This is a genomic window from Streptomyces sp. CY-1, assembly GCF_047218265.1.
Lineage (GTDB): Bacteria > Actinomycetota > Actinomycetes > Streptomycetales > Streptomycetaceae > Streptomyces > Streptomyces niphimycinicus.
Window position 1 is genome coordinate 8,062,271 of record NZ_CP178393.1, and the last position, 14,784, is coordinate 8,077,054.

General features: G+C 71.6%; 16 protein-coding genes. 11 read left to right on the forward strand and 5 right to left on the reverse strand.

Features of this window, described 5'->3' with window-relative positions; translation table 11 throughout:
- Positions 1–30 precede the first annotated feature (30 nt).
- Positions 31–1,113 carry a septation protein SepH gene (sepH, locus tag ACK1X7_RS34670; RefSeq protein ID WP_398159942.1) on the reverse strand — a complete coding sequence of 361 codons (1,083 nt, stop codon included), beginning with the start codon at positions 1,111–1,113 and terminating at the stop codon, positions 31–33.
- 356 nt (positions 1,114–1,469) lie between these two features.
- On the opposite strand from sepH, the gene ACK1X7_RS34675 reads away from it, so the two are divergent.
- Complete coding sequence (locus tag ACK1X7_RS34675) at positions 1,470–2,300, forward strand: hypothetical protein (RefSeq protein WP_413116103.1); 831 nt, start codon at positions 1,470–1,472, stop codon at positions 2,298–2,300.
- A 4-nt stretch (positions 2,301–2,304) separates the two neighbouring features.
- Here ACK1X7_RS34675 and ACK1X7_RS34680 read toward each other — a convergent pair whose 3' ends face one another.
- Both ACK1X7_RS34680 and ACK1X7_RS34685 read right to left on the reverse strand, forming a co-directional pair.
- Positions 2,305–3,630 (reverse strand): D-arabinono-1,4-lactone oxidase, encoded by a 1,326-nt coding sequence (locus tag ACK1X7_RS34680; RefSeq protein ID WP_385144142.1) that lies wholly within the window; start codon positions 3,628–3,630, stop codon positions 2,305–2,307.
- Positions 3,584–4,840: an MFS transporter gene (locus ACK1X7_RS34685; protein ID WP_385144144.1), complete on the reverse strand. Its 1,257-nt coding sequence runs from the start codon at positions 4,838–4,840 to the stop codon at positions 3,584–3,586. Before ACK1X7_RS34685 ends, ACK1X7_RS34680 begins: the two co-directional genes overlap by 47 nt.
- Before the next feature lie 118 nt (positions 4,841–4,958).
- On the opposite strand from ACK1X7_RS34685, the gene ACK1X7_RS34690 reads away from it, so the two are divergent.
- Positions 4,959–6,110, forward strand: coding sequence for a ferrochelatase (locus tag ACK1X7_RS34690; protein WP_385144146.1), 1,152 nt, complete (start codon positions 4,959–4,961; stop codon positions 6,108–6,110).
- A 55-nt stretch (positions 6,111–6,165) separates the two neighbouring features.
- Positions 6,166–6,966, forward strand: a complete 801-nt coding sequence (locus ACK1X7_RS34695) for an inositol monophosphatase family protein (RefSeq protein WP_385144148.1) — start codon at positions 6,166–6,168, stop codon at positions 6,964–6,966.
- Between the two features lie 239 nt (positions 6,967–7,205).
- On the opposite strand, the gene ACK1X7_RS34700 is transcribed toward ACK1X7_RS34695, so the two are convergent.
- Entirely contained in the window at positions 7,206–7,379 is a 174-nt protein-coding gene (locus ACK1X7_RS34700; protein WP_014055412.1) for a hypothetical protein, read from the reverse strand.
- A gap of 357 nt (positions 7,380–7,736) precedes the next feature.
- On the opposite strand from ACK1X7_RS34700, the gene ACK1X7_RS34705 reads away from it, so the two are divergent.
- The 4 genes from ACK1X7_RS34705 (at position 7,737) to ACK1X7_RS34720 (ending at position 11,070) form a co-directional block, all read left to right on the forward strand.
- On the forward strand, positions 7,737–8,390 hold the full coding sequence (locus tag ACK1X7_RS34705) for a response regulator transcription factor (RefSeq protein WP_014055413.1): 654 nt from the start codon (positions 7,737–7,739) through the stop codon (positions 8,388–8,390).
- Positions 8,391–8,396: 6 nt separating this feature from the next.
- A complete protein-coding gene (locus ACK1X7_RS34710) occupies positions 8,397–9,644 on the forward strand; it encodes a sensor histidine kinase (protein WP_361494879.1) in 1,248 nt (415 codons plus the stop codon).
- A gap of 407 nt (positions 9,645–10,051) precedes the next feature.
- Positions 10,052–10,354 (forward strand): DUF4193 domain-containing protein, encoded by a 303-nt coding sequence (locus tag ACK1X7_RS34715; protein WP_009714537.1) that lies wholly within the window; start codon positions 10,052–10,054, stop codon positions 10,352–10,354.
- Between the two features lie 14 nt (positions 10,355–10,368).
- Positions 10,369–11,070: a hypothetical protein gene (locus ACK1X7_RS34720; RefSeq protein ID WP_385144150.1), complete on the forward strand. Its 702-nt coding sequence runs from the start codon at positions 10,369–10,371 to the stop codon at positions 11,068–11,070.
- Between the two features lie 18 nt (positions 11,071–11,088).
- Here ACK1X7_RS34720 and ACK1X7_RS34725 read toward each other — a convergent pair whose 3' ends face one another.
- On the reverse strand, positions 11,089–11,535 hold the full coding sequence (locus ACK1X7_RS34725) for a DUF3093 domain-containing protein (protein WP_361494881.1): 447 nt from the start codon (positions 11,533–11,535) through the stop codon (positions 11,089–11,091).
- A gap of 59 nt (positions 11,536–11,594) precedes the next feature.
- On the opposite strand from ACK1X7_RS34725, the gene ACK1X7_RS34730 reads away from it, so the two are divergent.
- The 4 genes from ACK1X7_RS34730 to ACK1X7_RS34745 all read left to right on the forward strand — a co-directional run bounded on the left by ACK1X7_RS34730 (position 11,595) and on the right by ACK1X7_RS34745 (position 14,587).
- On the forward strand, positions 11,595–12,176 hold the full coding sequence (locus ACK1X7_RS34730) for a PaaI family thioesterase (protein WP_385144152.1): 582 nt from the start codon (positions 11,595–11,597) through the stop codon (positions 12,174–12,176).
- Positions 12,173–12,688: a dUTP diphosphatase gene (dut, locus tag ACK1X7_RS34735; RefSeq protein ID WP_413116104.1), complete on the forward strand. Its 516-nt coding sequence runs from the start codon at positions 12,173–12,175 to the stop codon at positions 12,686–12,688. The genes ACK1X7_RS34730 and dut overlap by 4 nt, the downstream gene beginning before the upstream one ends.
- Before the next feature lies 1 nt (position 12,689).
- The gene (locus tag ACK1X7_RS34740; RefSeq protein ID WP_093465219.1) at positions 12,690–13,475 is read left to right on the forward strand and encodes a DUF3710 domain-containing protein; all 786 of its coding nucleotides are present in this window, start codon (positions 12,690–12,692) and stop codon (positions 13,473–13,475) included.
- Positions 13,476–13,702: 227 nt separating this feature from the next.
- Positions 13,703–14,587 (forward strand): hypothetical protein, encoded by an 885-nt coding sequence (locus tag ACK1X7_RS34745; RefSeq protein ID WP_413116105.1) that lies wholly within the window; start codon positions 13,703–13,705, stop codon positions 14,585–14,587.
- Positions 14,588–14,784: the final 197 nt, after the last annotated feature.

Sequence of the window (14,784 nt, forward strand, 5' to 3'; positions counted from 1 at the left end):
CCGTGGTGCGGCCGGCGGCTTCCTCCGCTGCTACTCCTGCTTCTTGCGGCGGGTGCCGAAGACGATCTCGTCCCAGCTCGGCACCGCGGCCCGGCGGCCCGGGCGGACGCCGTCCGCCTCCGCCTGCCGGTCCGTCGTACCGGTCAGCCGGTCCCGGTGGCCCGCCACCGAACGCGGCATCAGCACATCCGCGTACGCCGAACCCGCGCTGGCCGCGGAGGCGGGCGGCTCGACGGCCTCCGGCTCCTCGTCGGGCTCCTCCGGCGGAGCGGCCGACGCGACCGGCGCCTCCGGCACGACCATATCGCCCCGGAAGTTGGGCACGGCCTCCAGCAGGCTGGTGAGCGAGTCCCGTTCACCGAGACCGTCGTCCAGCGAGGCGGACGCGGGCGTGGCCACCGGGGAGTCGTCGTCGAAGCGCTCGGACGACGGCCGGTCGCGGTCCCGATCCCGGTCGCGCGGCAGCCGGGCGATCCGCGGCACGAACGGGAAGCTGGGCTCGGGTGTGTCGTCGGCCTCGCCGATCAGCGCCCGCGCCTCGTCGTCCACCGCCTGGACCAGCCGCCGGGGCGGGTCGTAGGTCCAGCTCGCCGAGTGCGGCTCACCGGCGACCCGGTAGACCAGCAGCACCTCCCAGGTGCCGTCGTCGCGCCGCCAGGAGTCCCACTGCGTGGTGTCCTTCTCGGCGCCGCGCAGCAGCAGCCGCTCCGCCACGGCCTCGCCGAGCTGCGGTCCGGTGTTCTCGCCGGGGCGGCGCACGGGAGTCTTACGGGCGCGCTCGGCCATGAAGGCGCGCTCCGCCAGCACCGGGCCCTCGAAGCGCCGCACGCGGTCGACAGGGATGCCCGCCATCTGCGCGACCTCTTCGGCGGTGGCGCCGGCACGTATACGGGCCTGGATGTCACGGGGCCGCAGATGGCTCTCGACCTCGATCTCGATCTGGCCGAGCCGAGCGCGGTCATTGCGCACCGCGGCGCGCAGTCGCTCGTCGATGGGAAGCGTGTACTCCGTGCTGTCCGCAGCCTTGAGCACCAGCCGTGTGCCGTCGTTGCTGACGGCCACGACACGCAGTTCGGGCATGGGGACCTCCCGGGTGGTGCCTGCCGACGTCACGGTTGCGTCGCTGCTCTCCCGCTAGACGAGTGTGGCCTGCCCGGGTGCAGCCTGCCACAACTTTGCCGAGTTGCCCGGGCCGGTTGGTTGCCGCCCTCTGACCCCTCCCGCTGGGTCCGGGCGGCCGGACGGGAAAGCGGGGCCAGGGCTCGCCACAGTACTCCATTCGGGCCGCTCGGGTGGAGCGGCACGCCAGCCGAGTTCATGGCCGGAAGGGGGATCGGAGCCTGAATCCTTCGAAGTGAGGCCCAATTTGGGTGGCAAGTTTCACAGAAACGACAGAATCGGAACGATCTGCTTCGTTTATCGGTCACTTCTCCCAGCAGGCTGGAACGAATGTCCAAGCGAGGCGGGAGATGCAGGGCAACGCCGACGGCGACCGACAACACAAGAGCGGGCGGATGGAGCTGAGCGTGGCCCAGGTGGCCGGCAGCGCGCTGGCGGCCATCGCCGCCGCGGTGCTCGCCTCCAAACTGGGCGTCTACGGGACGATCCTGGGCGCCGGTGTGATGAGCGTGGTGGCGACCGCGGGCGGCACCGTCTTCCAGCACCTGTTCCACTGCACCGGTGAGCAGATCAAGGAGGTGCGGGTCCAGACGGGGCCCCGGCGGCCCACCGGGCCCCTCACGCCCCCGCGCGTGGCGGCGGCCCCCGGTACGTACGGCGAGCCGACCACGCACGGCACCCGGCTGCGCGGGAGGCGGCGCCATGTCCTCGGGGCGCTGGCGGTCTTCGTCCTCGCCATGAGCGTCATCACGGGGATCGAGATGTTCTCCGGAGGCCCGGTGTCCAACGTCTGGGGGGAGAGCCGGGGCGGAACCACCGTCAGCGACAGCGTGGGCGGTTCCTCCGGGTCGGAGTCCACCCCCGGCCCCTCGCGCCGCGGCCCGGCCGCCCCGTCCCGGAGCCCCTCCCGGGGCGGCGGGGATGAGACACCGTCCCCGCGCACCTCCCACGGGGGCGGTGCGGTCGACGCGTCGACCGCACCGACGCCCGGTTCGCCCGGATCGTCCGGGTCCGGCAAGGGCTCCGGTCCCGAGAGCGGCACCGGCGGCACGACCGCGCCCGGCACCTCCGCGCCCGCCACCCCCGGCCCGTCCCGGACCCCGTCCGGCGGTGCCACGGAGGGCGGAACGGACGGTTCCGGCGACGCCACGCCCACGCCCGGCGCCACCGGCGGGCAGTGACGCGTCAGTCGCCCAGCACCCGCCGCAGATAGTCGTTGGTGAACAGCCGGTCCGGGTCCAGCCGGTCGCGTACCGCCGTGAACTCCCCGAACCGCGGATAGACCCCGGACAGGTAGCCGGCGTCGCGGCTGTGCAGCTTGCCCCAGTGCGGACGGCCGCCGTGGGCGATCATGATCTGCTCGGCCGCCGTGAAGTACGCCCGGTGCGGGGTGCCCCGGTACAGATGGACGGCGATGTACGCGGTCTCGCGCCCGGCGGCGGTGGACAGCGCGATGTCGTCGGCGGGCGCGGTGCGCACCTCCACCGGGAAGCTGACCCGCAGTCCGGACCGGTCGACGGTCGATTTGAGCTCGCGCAGCGCGGTGACCGCGGCCTCGCGCGGCACGGCGTACTCCATCTCCAGGAAGCGCACTCGGCGCGGAGAGGTGAAGACTTTGTAAGGGATGTCCGTGTAGGTCCGGGCGGACAGGGCGCGGCTGGAGATTTTGGCGATTCCGGGGATGGTGGCGGGGACCGCCCGGCCCACCGAACAGGCCACCTGGAAGATGCCGTTGGACAGCAGCTCGTCGTCCACCCAGCCGCTGACCCGGCCCACCGGGGCGGCGGGTCCGGTGCTGCGGTTGTTGCGCTTGGTGTTGCAGTTGCCGGTGTGCGGGAACCAGTAGAACTCGAAGTGCTCGTTCTCGGCCACGAGCCTTTCGAAATCGGCCATGACGCGGTCGAAGGGCATCGGCTCCTCGCGCGCGGTGAGCAGGAACTCCGGTTCCACGGCGAAGGTGATCGCGCTGACCACGCCCAGCGCGCCGAGCCCGATCCGGGCGGCCGCGAAGATCTCCGGGTTCTCCGCCGCCGAGCAGCGCAGCACCGAACCATCCGCCGTCACCAGCTCCAGACCCTTGATCTGGGCGGCGATCGAGGCGCTGTCCCGGCCGGTGCCGTGGGTGCCGGTGGCGGTCGCCCCGGCCACGGTCTGCTCCATGATGTCGCCCATATTGGCCAGCGACAGCCCATGGGCCGACAGCGTCTCGTTGAGCTGCCGGAGCGGGGTGCCGGCCGCCACGGTCACGGTCCCCGCCTCGCGGTCCAGCCCGCGCACGCCCGCCATGCGGTCGGGGCGTATCAGCAGCCCGTCGGTGGCGGCCGTGGTGGTGAAGGAGTGCCCGGAGCCCACCGCCTTCACCTTCAGCCCCTCCGCCGCGGCCCGGCGGACCACCTCGGCCAGCTCCTGAGTGGACGACGGCGCGACGCTCCGCACCGGGCGGGCCGTCACATTCCCCGCCCAGTTACGCCACACGCTGCTCCGTACGGTCTTCATGGTCTTGACGGCCATCCGCACCCGACCCCTCCCGCTGTGGCGCCGGCCGGAGCCGGCGGTACCCGAGGAACGCCACCGCCGCCGCGAACACCCCGGCCACGGCCGGCACCGCGTACCCCGCCCGGGCGCCGGCCGCGTCCACCACCCATCCGGCGGCCGACGAGCCGAGCGCCACCCCGACCGCGAGCCCGGTGCTCACCCAGGTCATCCCCTCGGTCAGATGCGCGCGTGGTACATGGCGTTCGACGAGGGCCATGGTGGTGACCATCGTGGGTGCGATGGCCAGGCCCGCGACGAAGAGCGCCACGGCCAGGAACGGCAGGTTCCCGACCAGTTGGAGCGGGATCATACTCACGGCGATCGCACAAATACCCCACAACCAACGACGGGACACCGATCCGCTCAGCCGCAGCAGCCCGAAGACCGCGCCCGCGAGACAGGAGCCCAGCGCGTACACCGCCAGGACCAGGCTCGCCGCGCCCTTGTGGCCCTCGTCCTCGGCGAAGGCCACCGTCACCACGTCGATCGCCCCGAAGATCGCGCCGGTCGCCACAAAGGTGACCACCAGCACCTGGAGCCCGCGCGAGCGCAGCGCCGAACGGCCGGTGTGCTGCCCGCGCGGATGCGGTACGGGCTCGGTGGCCCGCTGCGCGGTCAGCGAGAAGACCCCGGCCGCCAGGAAGCAGGCGGCCAGCAGCGGGCCCGCCTCCGGGAACCAGGTGGTGGACAGCCCGATCGAGATGACCGGCCCGAGGATGAAGCAGACCTCGTCGACGATGGACTCCCAGGCGTACGCGGCGTGCAGCTCGCGCGGGGAGTCCCCGTAGATCGCCGCCCAGCGGGCCCGCACCATGGAGCCCACGCTGGGCACACAGCCGGCCCCGGCGGCGAAGACGAACAGCGTCCAGTCCGGCCAGCCCCGGTGCGCGCTCAGCAGCAGCCCGCAGACGGCGGTGAGCGCCACGAGGGTCGCCGGGCGCAGCACCCGGCGCTGGCCGTGCCGGTCGACCAGCCGGGATATCTGCGGGCCGACGCAGGCGGCGGAGAGCGCCAGCATGGCCGACAGGGCGCCCGCGAGCCCGTACCGGCCGGTGAGTTCGGAGACCATGGTGACCACGCCGATGCCCGCCATGGACAGCGTCATCCGCCCGAGAAAGCCGGCCGCGGAGAACTCCTTGGTTCCGGGGGCGGCGAAGATCGCACGATAGGGGCTGGTACTGGGCAAGGCAGGCTCCGCCGTGAGCAGGGTAAGGATCGTACGAGCTGATACAGATTACGGGCAGGTCGCTGGTTCGCGCAGGGCCGTTTCCCGCCTGTCAGCGGCTGGTGGCAGGATCGGAAGCATGCCGGATCAGTCAGTACAGCCTTCCCCCGACCCTTATGACGCACTGCTGTTGCTCTCCTTCGGCGGGCCGGAAGGCCCCGAGGACGTGGTGCCGTTCCTGGAGAACGTCACGCGCGGGCGGGGCATCCCCCGCGAGCGGCTGAAGGAGGTCGGCCGGCATTACTTCCTCTTCGGCGGGGTCAGCCCGATCAACGCGCAGAACCGCGAGTTGCTGCACACGCTGCGCAAGGACTTCGCCGAGCACGGCCTGGACCTGCCGGTCTACTGGGGCAATCGCAACTGGGCGCCGTATCTGACCGACACCCTGCGTGAGCTGGCCGCCGACGGCCACCGCCGCATCCTGGTGCTGGCCACCAGCGCCTACGCCTCGTACTCCGGCTGCCGCCAGTACCGCGAGAACCTCGCGGACGCCCTGGCCGCGCTGGAGGGCGAGGGGCTGCCGCTGCCGCGCGTCGACAAGCTGCGGCACTACTTCAACCACCCCGGCTTCGTACGGCCCATGGTGGACGCCACGCTGGCCGCCCTCGCCGAGCTGCCCGAGGACCGCCGCGCCGGGGCCCATCTCGCCTTCACCACGCATTCCATCCCGACCGCCGCCGCCGACACCTCGGGCCCGGTGGAGGCGCACACGGAGGACGGGGAGGGCGGCGCGTATGTCGCCCAGCACCTCGATGTGGCCCGGCTGATCGCCGACGCGGTGCGCGAGGAGACCGGCGCCCCGCACCCCTGGCGGCTGGTCTACCAGTCGCGCAGCGGAGCGCCGCACATCCCCTGGCTGGAACCGGACATCTGCGACCACCTCGAGGAGCTGCACGGCGAGGGCGTGCCCGCCGTCGTCATGGTCCCGATCGGCTTCGTCTCGGACCATATGGAGGTCAAGTACGACCTCGACACCGAGGCCACGGCCAAGGCCGCCGAGCTGGGGCTGCCGGTCTCCCGCGCCTCGACCGTCGGCGCCGATCCGCGGTTCGCCGCCGCCGTGCGCGATCTGGTGCTGGAGCGCGCGGCCACCGAGCGCTTCGCCGAGGACCGGGCCGCGGCCGCCCCGGAGCGCTGCGCCCTGGGCGCCCTCGGCCCGAGCCATGACGTATGCCCGGTGGGCTGCTGTCCGGCCCGCTCGCCGCGCCCCGCCGCCGCGGGCTCGGACTGAGCGTCCCCGCCCCGCCACCGCCGCCGCCCGTCCGGGCAATCCGCTAAGGAGCACGATGACCGACCCGCTCATGACCGAACTCCTCGAGACGGCGCTGGAGGCCGCCCGTGGCGCGGGGGACCTGCTGCGCGACGGCCGCCCGGCCGACCTCGGGGTGGCGGCCACCAAGACCAGCCCGATCGACGTCGTCACCGAGATGGACATCGCCGCCGAGAAGCTGATCACCGACCTCCTCGCGCGCCGCCGCCCACTGGACGGCGTGCTCGGGGAGGAGGGCGCCGACAGCGCGGGCAGCAGCGGGGTGCGCTGGGTGATCGACCCGCTCGACGGCACGGTGAACTACCTCTACGGCCTGCCGTCGTGGGCGGTCAGCATCGCCGCCGAGCAGGACGGCGAGACGGTCGTCGGGGTGGTGATCGCCCCGATGCGCGGCGAGACCTTTCAGGCGGTCCTGGGCCAGGGCGCCCGGCTGAACGGGGAGCCGGTGCACTGCCGTCCCGCGGCCCCGCTGGAGGAGTCGCTGATCGGCACCGGCTTCGGGTATGTGCGCGAGCGCCGCATCGGGCAGGCCAGGGTGCTCAACGATGTGCTGCCGCGGGTGCGGGACATCCGGCGCGGCGGATCGGCCGCCATCGATCTGTGCGATGTGGCCTGCGGGCGGCTCAACGGCTACTACGAGCGCGGGCTCAACCCCTGGGACTTCGGGGCCGGTGCGCTCATAGCGCGCGAGGCGGGCGCGCTCACCGGAGGGCGGCCTGGCGTCCCTGCCTCCACGGAGCTGACCATCGCCGCCGCCCCCGGCCTTTTCGAGCCGCTGAGGGGGCTTCTGGACGACCTGGGCGCCTGGCACGACTGATCCCGCCCCCGGGGCCGCACGCCCCCGGGGCCGCACGCCCCCGGGGCCGCGCGCTCCCGGTCCACATGCCCCCGTTCCACACCCACCGCCCACACACGGAAACGCCCCGGAGTCACGAGGACACCGGGGCGCTTCGGCGTGGTTACCGGATGCTTTCTGGATCACCATCCGGAGGTGAATGGGAATCGGCTACATGGAGCGGAATCCGGATCTGGATCGGGTCCGGAATCCACAAGGGATCAAGCAAACGAGGCGCTTACTTCGACGCCGTGCTCGGCGGCGAGGCGACGGAGGTCTTCCAGCTCCGACTGCTCCACGTCCACAAGAAAATCGTCGCCCGTCTCACGGGCGCGAATGAGATCGGTCTTGGTGTTCTCTATGCGCTGCAGAATGCCTGCGGTGAACGCGTCCATGTGCGCCCCCTCGTCGTGGGTCGGTGGCACGGGGGTGTGCCGACGGCGGGACGATCACGTGCGTGGCCCTTGCCGACGGCAATGAGGGTCAGAGATGCCGGAGACAAGGCGTGATCGCGGGTGTGCAGTCGTCCTCCCCACCCCGTCCTGGGCGGAAACCTCGGGCCCGAAAGAATCTGAATTCGGCGTTCCAGCCGCTGCCGCCCCCACCACCGCGTCCATGATCGGGCTCCGGGATCCCGGGGCGATCCCTCTTACCGCCGGTTTATGAGACTTCGAGGCAGGATGGAGGCGCCGAACACTCATCGAGTTTGGCGAGATCATGCCCAGTGCGGCAATCAAGGAAGGACTAACGACGTGCGCGTACTCGTCGTCGAGGACGAGCAACTGCTCGCCGATGCGGTGGCCACCGGACTACGCCGGGAGGCCATGGCCGTCGACGTCGTGTATGACGGAGCCGCCGCCTTGGAGCGCATCGCCGTCAACGACTACGACGTCGTCGTCCTCGACCGGGACCTGCCCCTCGTGCACGGCGACGACGTCTGCCGCAAGATCGTCGAACTCGGCATCCCCACCCGGGTCCTGATGCTCACCGCCTCCGGCGACGTCAGCGACCGCGTGGAGGGCCTGGAGATCGGCGCGGACGACTATCTGCCCAAGCCCTTCGCCTTCAGCGAACTGATCGCGCGGGTGCGGGCGCTCGGCCGCCGGACGACCGTCGCCCTGCCGCCCGTCCTGGAGCGCGCCGGGATCAAGCTGGACCCCAACCGCCGCGAGGTGTTCCGGGACGGCAAGGAGATCCAGCTCGCGCCGAAGGAGTTCGCGGTCCTGGAGGTGCTCATGCGCAGCGAGGGCGCCGTGGTCTCCGCGGAGCAGCTTCTGGAGAAGGCGTGGGACGAGAACACCGACCCGTTCACCAATGTGGTGCGGGTGACCGTGATGACCCTGCGCCGCAAGCTGGGCGAGCCCGCGGTGATCGTCACCGTCCCCGGCTCGGGCTACCGGATCTGATCCGGCATGGCGACGACTCCGACCCCGCTGCCGCCGACGGCACCGCCCAAGCCGAGCTGGGACCCGCAGGGCGCCTCGCGCCCCAACCCCTGGCTGCGCCCCACGATCCGGATACGGCTCACCCTGCTGTACGGCGGGATGTTCCTGATCGCCGGGGTGGTGCTGCTGACGATCATCTACCTGCTGGCCGCCCAGGCCCTGCACGTCGGCAACGAGCTGCCGTTCAAACTGGTCGGCGGCAGTGTCCAGCCGACCAACAACACCTGCCCCGAGATCATCGGCCAGAGCAGCCCGGACCAGTTCAACGCGGTCCTGAACACCTGCATGAAGGAGCAGCGCCAGTTGGCCCTGGACGGGCTGCTGCGCCGCTCCCTGATAGCCCTCCTGGGGCTGTCCGTGATCGCCTTCGCCTTCGGCTACGCGATGGCCGGGCGGGTGCTCTCGCCGCTCGGCCGGATCACCCGGACCGCGCGCCAGGTGGCGGGCTCGGACCTGTCCCGCCGGATCGAGCTGGACGGCCCGGACGACGAGCTCAAGGAGCTCGCCGACACCTTCGACGAGATGCTGGAGCGCCTGGACCGGGCGTTCACCGCCCAGCAGCGGTTCGTCGCCAACGCCTCGCATGAGCTGCGCACCCCGCTGGCGATCAACCGCACCCTGCTGGAGGTGCAGCTCTCGGACCCGCAGGCGTCCCCGGAACTGGTCCAACTCGGCAAGACCCTGCTGGCCACCAACGAGCGCAGTGAGCAGCTCGTGGAGGGGCTGCTGCTGCTGGCCCGCAGCGACAACGAGATCGTCGACCGCAAGCCGGTGGATCTCGCCGAGGTGGCCTCCCAGGCGATGGAGCAGGTCCGGGCGGAGGCCGAGGGCAAGGGCGTGGAGCTGCGCGGCCGGCGCGCTCCGGCGGTGGTCCAGGGCAATGGAGTATTGCTCGAGCGGATCGCGCTGAACCTCGTGCAGAACGCGGTGCGGTACAACATCGCGGAGGACGGCTGGGTGGAGGTCACCACCGAGAGCCGGCCGGGCCAGGCCGTGCTGGTGGTGGCGAACACCGGTCCGGTGGTCCCCGCCTACGAGATGGACAACATTTTCGAACCCTTCCGCAGGCTCCGCACCGAGCGCACCGGCAGCGACAAGGGCGTCGGCCTCGGGCTGTCGATCGCGCGGTCCGTGGCGCGCGCCCACGGCGGCAGGATCGCGGCGGAGCCGCGTGAGGGAGGTGGCCTGGTGATGCGGGTGGTACTCCCGGTCTGACACCGGGAAACCCGAGGCCGGGGGCCTGCCCGGGAGGTGTTCGCTTTGGGCGGAATTTTCGTGATCCGCCCGCCCGAGGTAGGCTGTGTGATCGATCACATGGGCGATTTTCCGGCCATATACTCTGCGTGATCGTCACGGTTGACGGAAAGCCGGGAAAATCCGGGTTTTCGGGGACCGTGATCACGGGAAGTACACGTCATGGCGCATGCGAGTGCGACATTCGGACCGTGTACGGTCCCGATGGCCATCCAACCCGATCACCTCTTCAGGGGTGCGGTTGGGTGTCGATTGAGTAACAGACCTTGATGTGAGGCAAAATCTCCGCCTCGGGTCGGGCACAAGTCCGGCCTCTCACGCGTTACGTGCGCTGGAGACACCACAGACACCCAGAGGGGGAGAGCGACATGGCAACGGATTACGACACCCCACGCAAGACCGACGATGACGTCAACGAGGACAGCATCGAGGAACTGAAGGCCCGGCGGAACGACAAGTCGGCGTCCACCGTCGACGTCGACGAGTTCGAGCAGGCCGAGGGACTCGAGCTGCCCGGTGCGGACCTCTCCAATGAGGAGTTGTCCGTCCGGGTGCTGCCTCGTCAGGCGGACGAGTTCACCTGCATGAGCTGCTTCCTCGTGCACCACCGCAGCCAGTTGGCCGCCGAGACCAAGAACGGCCAGCCGATCTGCCGCGACTGCGCGGCCTGAGCCGCGGGGTCGGCGTGGAGGCGGAGCACGACGACGTGGACGAGGCCGAGCGAGGCCGGATGGCCTCGCTCGCGACCAGCCTCGGCCGCGGTGTGCGAAGAGGCGGTGAGCGCGCGAGAGCGGGGGTCTACGCGGTCGCCGACCGGATCATCGCCAATGCTCCACGCATTCCGGTCCGCGATCTCGCGACGCTGCGCAAGCAGTTCCCGGGGCTCGGCCCCGAAGAGCTCGCGGACAAACTGGTGGCCGGTGCCGCGGGCGGCACCGCCACAGTGGGCGCGGGCGTCGGTGCAGCGGCGATGCTGCCGGCCCCGCCCGCCATGCCCACCGAGCTGGCCGCGGAGATCGTCTGCGTGGCCTCCATAGAGTTCAAGCTCATCGCCGAGCTGCACGAGGTCTACGGCGTGCGGGCGCCCGGTACGGTGCGCCAGCGCGCCATCGGATATCTCGGCTGCTGGGCCGAGGAGCGCGGTATCGACGTCGCCCAGCCGGCGAGCGTCAACGCGGCCCTGGGCGTCCAGATGAGGCGCGAGCTGCGGCAGCAGGTCCTCAGACGCGGCTTCCGGAACATGCCGGTCCTGATGCCCTTCATGGTCGGCGCGACCGTGGGTGCCGCGATGAACCGGCGCGACACCAAGAGGCTCGCACGCAAGGTCCGCAAGGATCTGCGGGCCAAGCAGGTCCCCTGGGACCTTCCGCTGCGCCTGGAGGGGTAAGCCCCTCGCGCGCCCCGCTCAGGCGGGTTGCACGGCCGTGAGAGCGGCGGCCAGCGCCTCCGGGTTCCGTGTGGACACATACACATACGGTGTCGGGTCCTCCGGATCGGTGACTTCCACCCGCAGCGCGGTCGGGATGTAGCTGCGCAGCAGCATGAACGCCCGCGGATCGGCCTTGTAGCTCCGCCAGGCCGCCGCCTCGTCGGCGTCCAGCACCTGCGGGGTCCCCAGAGCCGACACCGGGATCCGCGCCTCGCCGGCCACCAGCGAGTCCGCCACCACGCGCACCCGGGCCGACCCGTACGAACTCACCGCGACGCAGGCCAGCGCCGCACCGCCGATCAGCCCGCCGAGCATCGGCAGCGTGCCGAACGGCAGCATGATCAACCCCACGGAGACCCCGATCAGAACGGCGATGAACCACCAGGAACGGGGCGCGCTGAGGCGTTCTTCGTAAGGCTGCATGCGTATCAGCTTGGCATGGCCGCCGAACCGGACTGTTCTCGCGGGTAAGGTCAGCCGTTGTGACTGGACGAACGACAGGGCTGACGCCGCCGGAGGGTGCCACGGCACCCGTGCGCCATCCCGACGCGCCCGCGCCCGGGAAGCCCCTCGGGGCGCACTACGACCAGTGCTTCGGCTGCGGCGATCAGCCGGGGGGCCTGGGGCTGATCGCGCGGGCGGGCGAGGGCGTGAGCGTCACCGCAGAGTTCACGGTGGGCACCGGCCATCAGGGCGCGCCGGGCCTGGCCCACGGCGGGGTGCTGGCCGCGGCGCTGGACGAGACGCTCGGGTCGCTCAACTGGCTCCAGCGGGTGATCACGGTGACCGGGCGGCTGGAGACCGACTTCGTACGGCCCGTGCCGGTCGGCACCGAGCTGCATCTGGCGGCACGGGTGACCGCCGTGCACGGCCGTAAGGTCTACTGCTCGGCCACGGGCCGGCTCGGCGCTCCGGACGGCCCCGTCGCATTGCGGGCGCAGGCCCTCTTCATAGAGGTGCGGGTCGACCACTTCGTCGAGAACGGCCGGGCGGAGGAGATCGACGCGGCGCTCGCCGATCCGGACCAGGTGAAGGTCGCGCGCGCTTTCGAGGTGAACCCATGAGTCCGCTGCCCATCGACGTGCCGATCCGCAGGGTGCACCCCGAGGTGCCGATCCCCGGGTACGCCCACCCCGGCGACGCGGGGGCCGACCTGGTCACCACCGAGGCGGCCGAGCTGGCTCCGGGGGAGCGCGCGGTTCTGCCCACCGGAGTGTCTATCGCGCTCCCGGAGGGGTATGCCGCCTTCGTGCATCCACGGTCCGGACTTGCCGCGCGCTGCGGCGTAGCCATGGTGAATGCCCCGGGGACCATCGATGCCGGGTACCGTGGAGAGATCAAGGTGATCGTGGTCAATCTGGACCCGCGTGAGAGCGTGCGGTTCGAGCGCTTCGACCGGATCGCCCAATTGGTCGTCCAGCAGGTCGAGAAGGTGCGCTTCCAGGAGGTGGCGGAGCTTTCCGGGTCGGCGCGGGCCGAAGGGGGCTTCGGGTCCACCGGCGGTCATGCCGCCGTGGACGGCACAACGGGTGGGAATGGATACGCTTCGGTCGGTTCCGACCGGGAAGGACGATGACGTGTTCGGACGTCGCCGCAAGCGCAGCAAGGAGGACGTCGAGTCGCTCGACGTGACCTCCGACGAGTTGGCCGAGGACGCGGAGGACGCGGACGGCGCTGAGGACACCGCCGCACCCGTGGAGGCCGGCCGGGTGAGCCTGCCGCCGGCCCCGCGCCCCGAGGGCCCCTGGGACGTGTCCGAGGTGCGCGAGCCCGGCGAGGGCCGGGTGGACCTCGGTGGTCTGTTCGTACCCGGCGTCGAGGGCATGGAGCTGCGGGTGGAGGTCGCGGGGGACGCGATCGTCGCCGCGACCGTGGTGCTGCGGGACAGCGCCGTGCAGCTCCAGGGCTTCGCAGCGCCCAAGAAGGAAGGCATCTGGGGCGAGGTGCGCGACGAGATCGCCACCGGCATCACCCAACAGGGCGGGGTCGTCGACGAGGTCGAGGGCCCGCTCGGCTGGGAGCTGCGCGCCCAGGTCCCGGTGCAGCTCCCGGACGGCAAGAACGGTGTGCAGGTGGTCCGCTTCGTCGGTGTGGACGGGCCCCGCTGGTTCCTGCGCGGTGTGATCTCCGGGCAGGGCGCGGTGCAGCCCGAGACCGGCAGCCTCCTGGAGGCGATCTTCCGGGACACGGTCGTGGTGCGCGGCGAGGGCCCGATGGCCCCGCGCGACCCGATCGTCCTCAAGCTGCCGGACGACGCGCAGATGGTGCCCGACGGGGTGCAGCAGGACGAGGCGCAGGGCTCGCGGTTCGCGGGCGGCGCCGACCGGCTCCAGCGCGGCCCGGAGATCTCCGAGGTCCGCTGAGCCGTCGTCGCGCGACGGCAGGAGACAAGGTCCGAAGGGGCCCGGGGCAGGGCCCCCGGGCCCCTTCGGCGTTTTCCGGGGGCCGCTTCGGGGATTTCCCGCGACACGGTGAACACACCGGCCACACAGGCCGTACTCATGGGCGCGAGACCTTGTGACGCTCCGAGGGGGAGAGGGCGCGTCGCGAGACACACCCCCTGTCCGACCTCAACGAGGTGAGTGATCAGATGTCGCGTGGCCTTCCGTTACTGCACCGCCGGAGAATCCTCGTCTCCGGCGCGATCGGCGGTATCACCTGTGCGGCCGTCGTGGTGGGAGCCGCCATGGCCGATCAGGACGACGACGGCGGCGACGCCAAGGCGTCGACCAAGGCCGCCCAGACCATAAGCTGCCCCGCCGTCGCCGGTTCCCTCCCGGAGATCCCGGCGCAGGCCCAGGCCGAGGTGGACCGCAACCTCGCCCTGCTGGACACGCAGCTAGCGGAGGCCAACAAGCGGCTCGGCGCCAGCCAGGGCGAGGGCGGCCCCAACTTCGTGCAGAACGCCATCCTCGGTCCCCTGGCGGACAAGCGGAAGTCCACCCTGGACCGCATCGCGATCTCCATCGGACGGCGCGCCGAGAAGCCGACGGGGCTGGACGCGCTCGCCGAGTGCACCCTCTCGGGAGGTGAGGCGGGAGCGGGCACCGGCACCGGCGCGGGCGGCGAGGCGGACAGCGGCGCGACCCCGACCGCCCCCGCCTCCGAGCCCGCGGGCGGAGGGGCCGAGCAGGGCGGGGGAGCCGAACAGGGCGGCGGGGCCGACGCGGGCTCCGGCCAGACGATCAGTTGCCCGGACGTCGCCTCGAAGATCAGCGGCGTACCGGCCGCCGCCCAGGCCGAGGTGGACCGCAATATCGCGCTGCTCCAGACGCAGCTCGACGAGGCCAACAAGCGGCTCGGCGCCAGTCAGGGCGAGGGCGGCCCCAACTTCGTGCAGAACGCCATCCTGGGCCCGCTGAAGGACAAGCGGGCCTCGACGATCGACCGCATCGAACTCTCCTTCTCCCGCCAGGGCTCGACCGCCCCCTCCGGTCTCGACGCCCTGGCGGGCTGCTCGCTCACATCCGGCTGAGCCGACGGCGTAAGGCCCGGCCCGAGGTGAGCGTCTGCCGGTGGGCCGTACTCTTCTCTGCGGAGTACGGCCCACCGGCTTTTCGCATGGGCTCCCTAAGGGTTGGACGGCCGGGCGTCAAAGGAGCGTCAAGACGGCGCCGACGACCGTAAGGGAGCCGTCAAGGAACGGCCGGCCCGGCCGGGGACGGGGTTTGC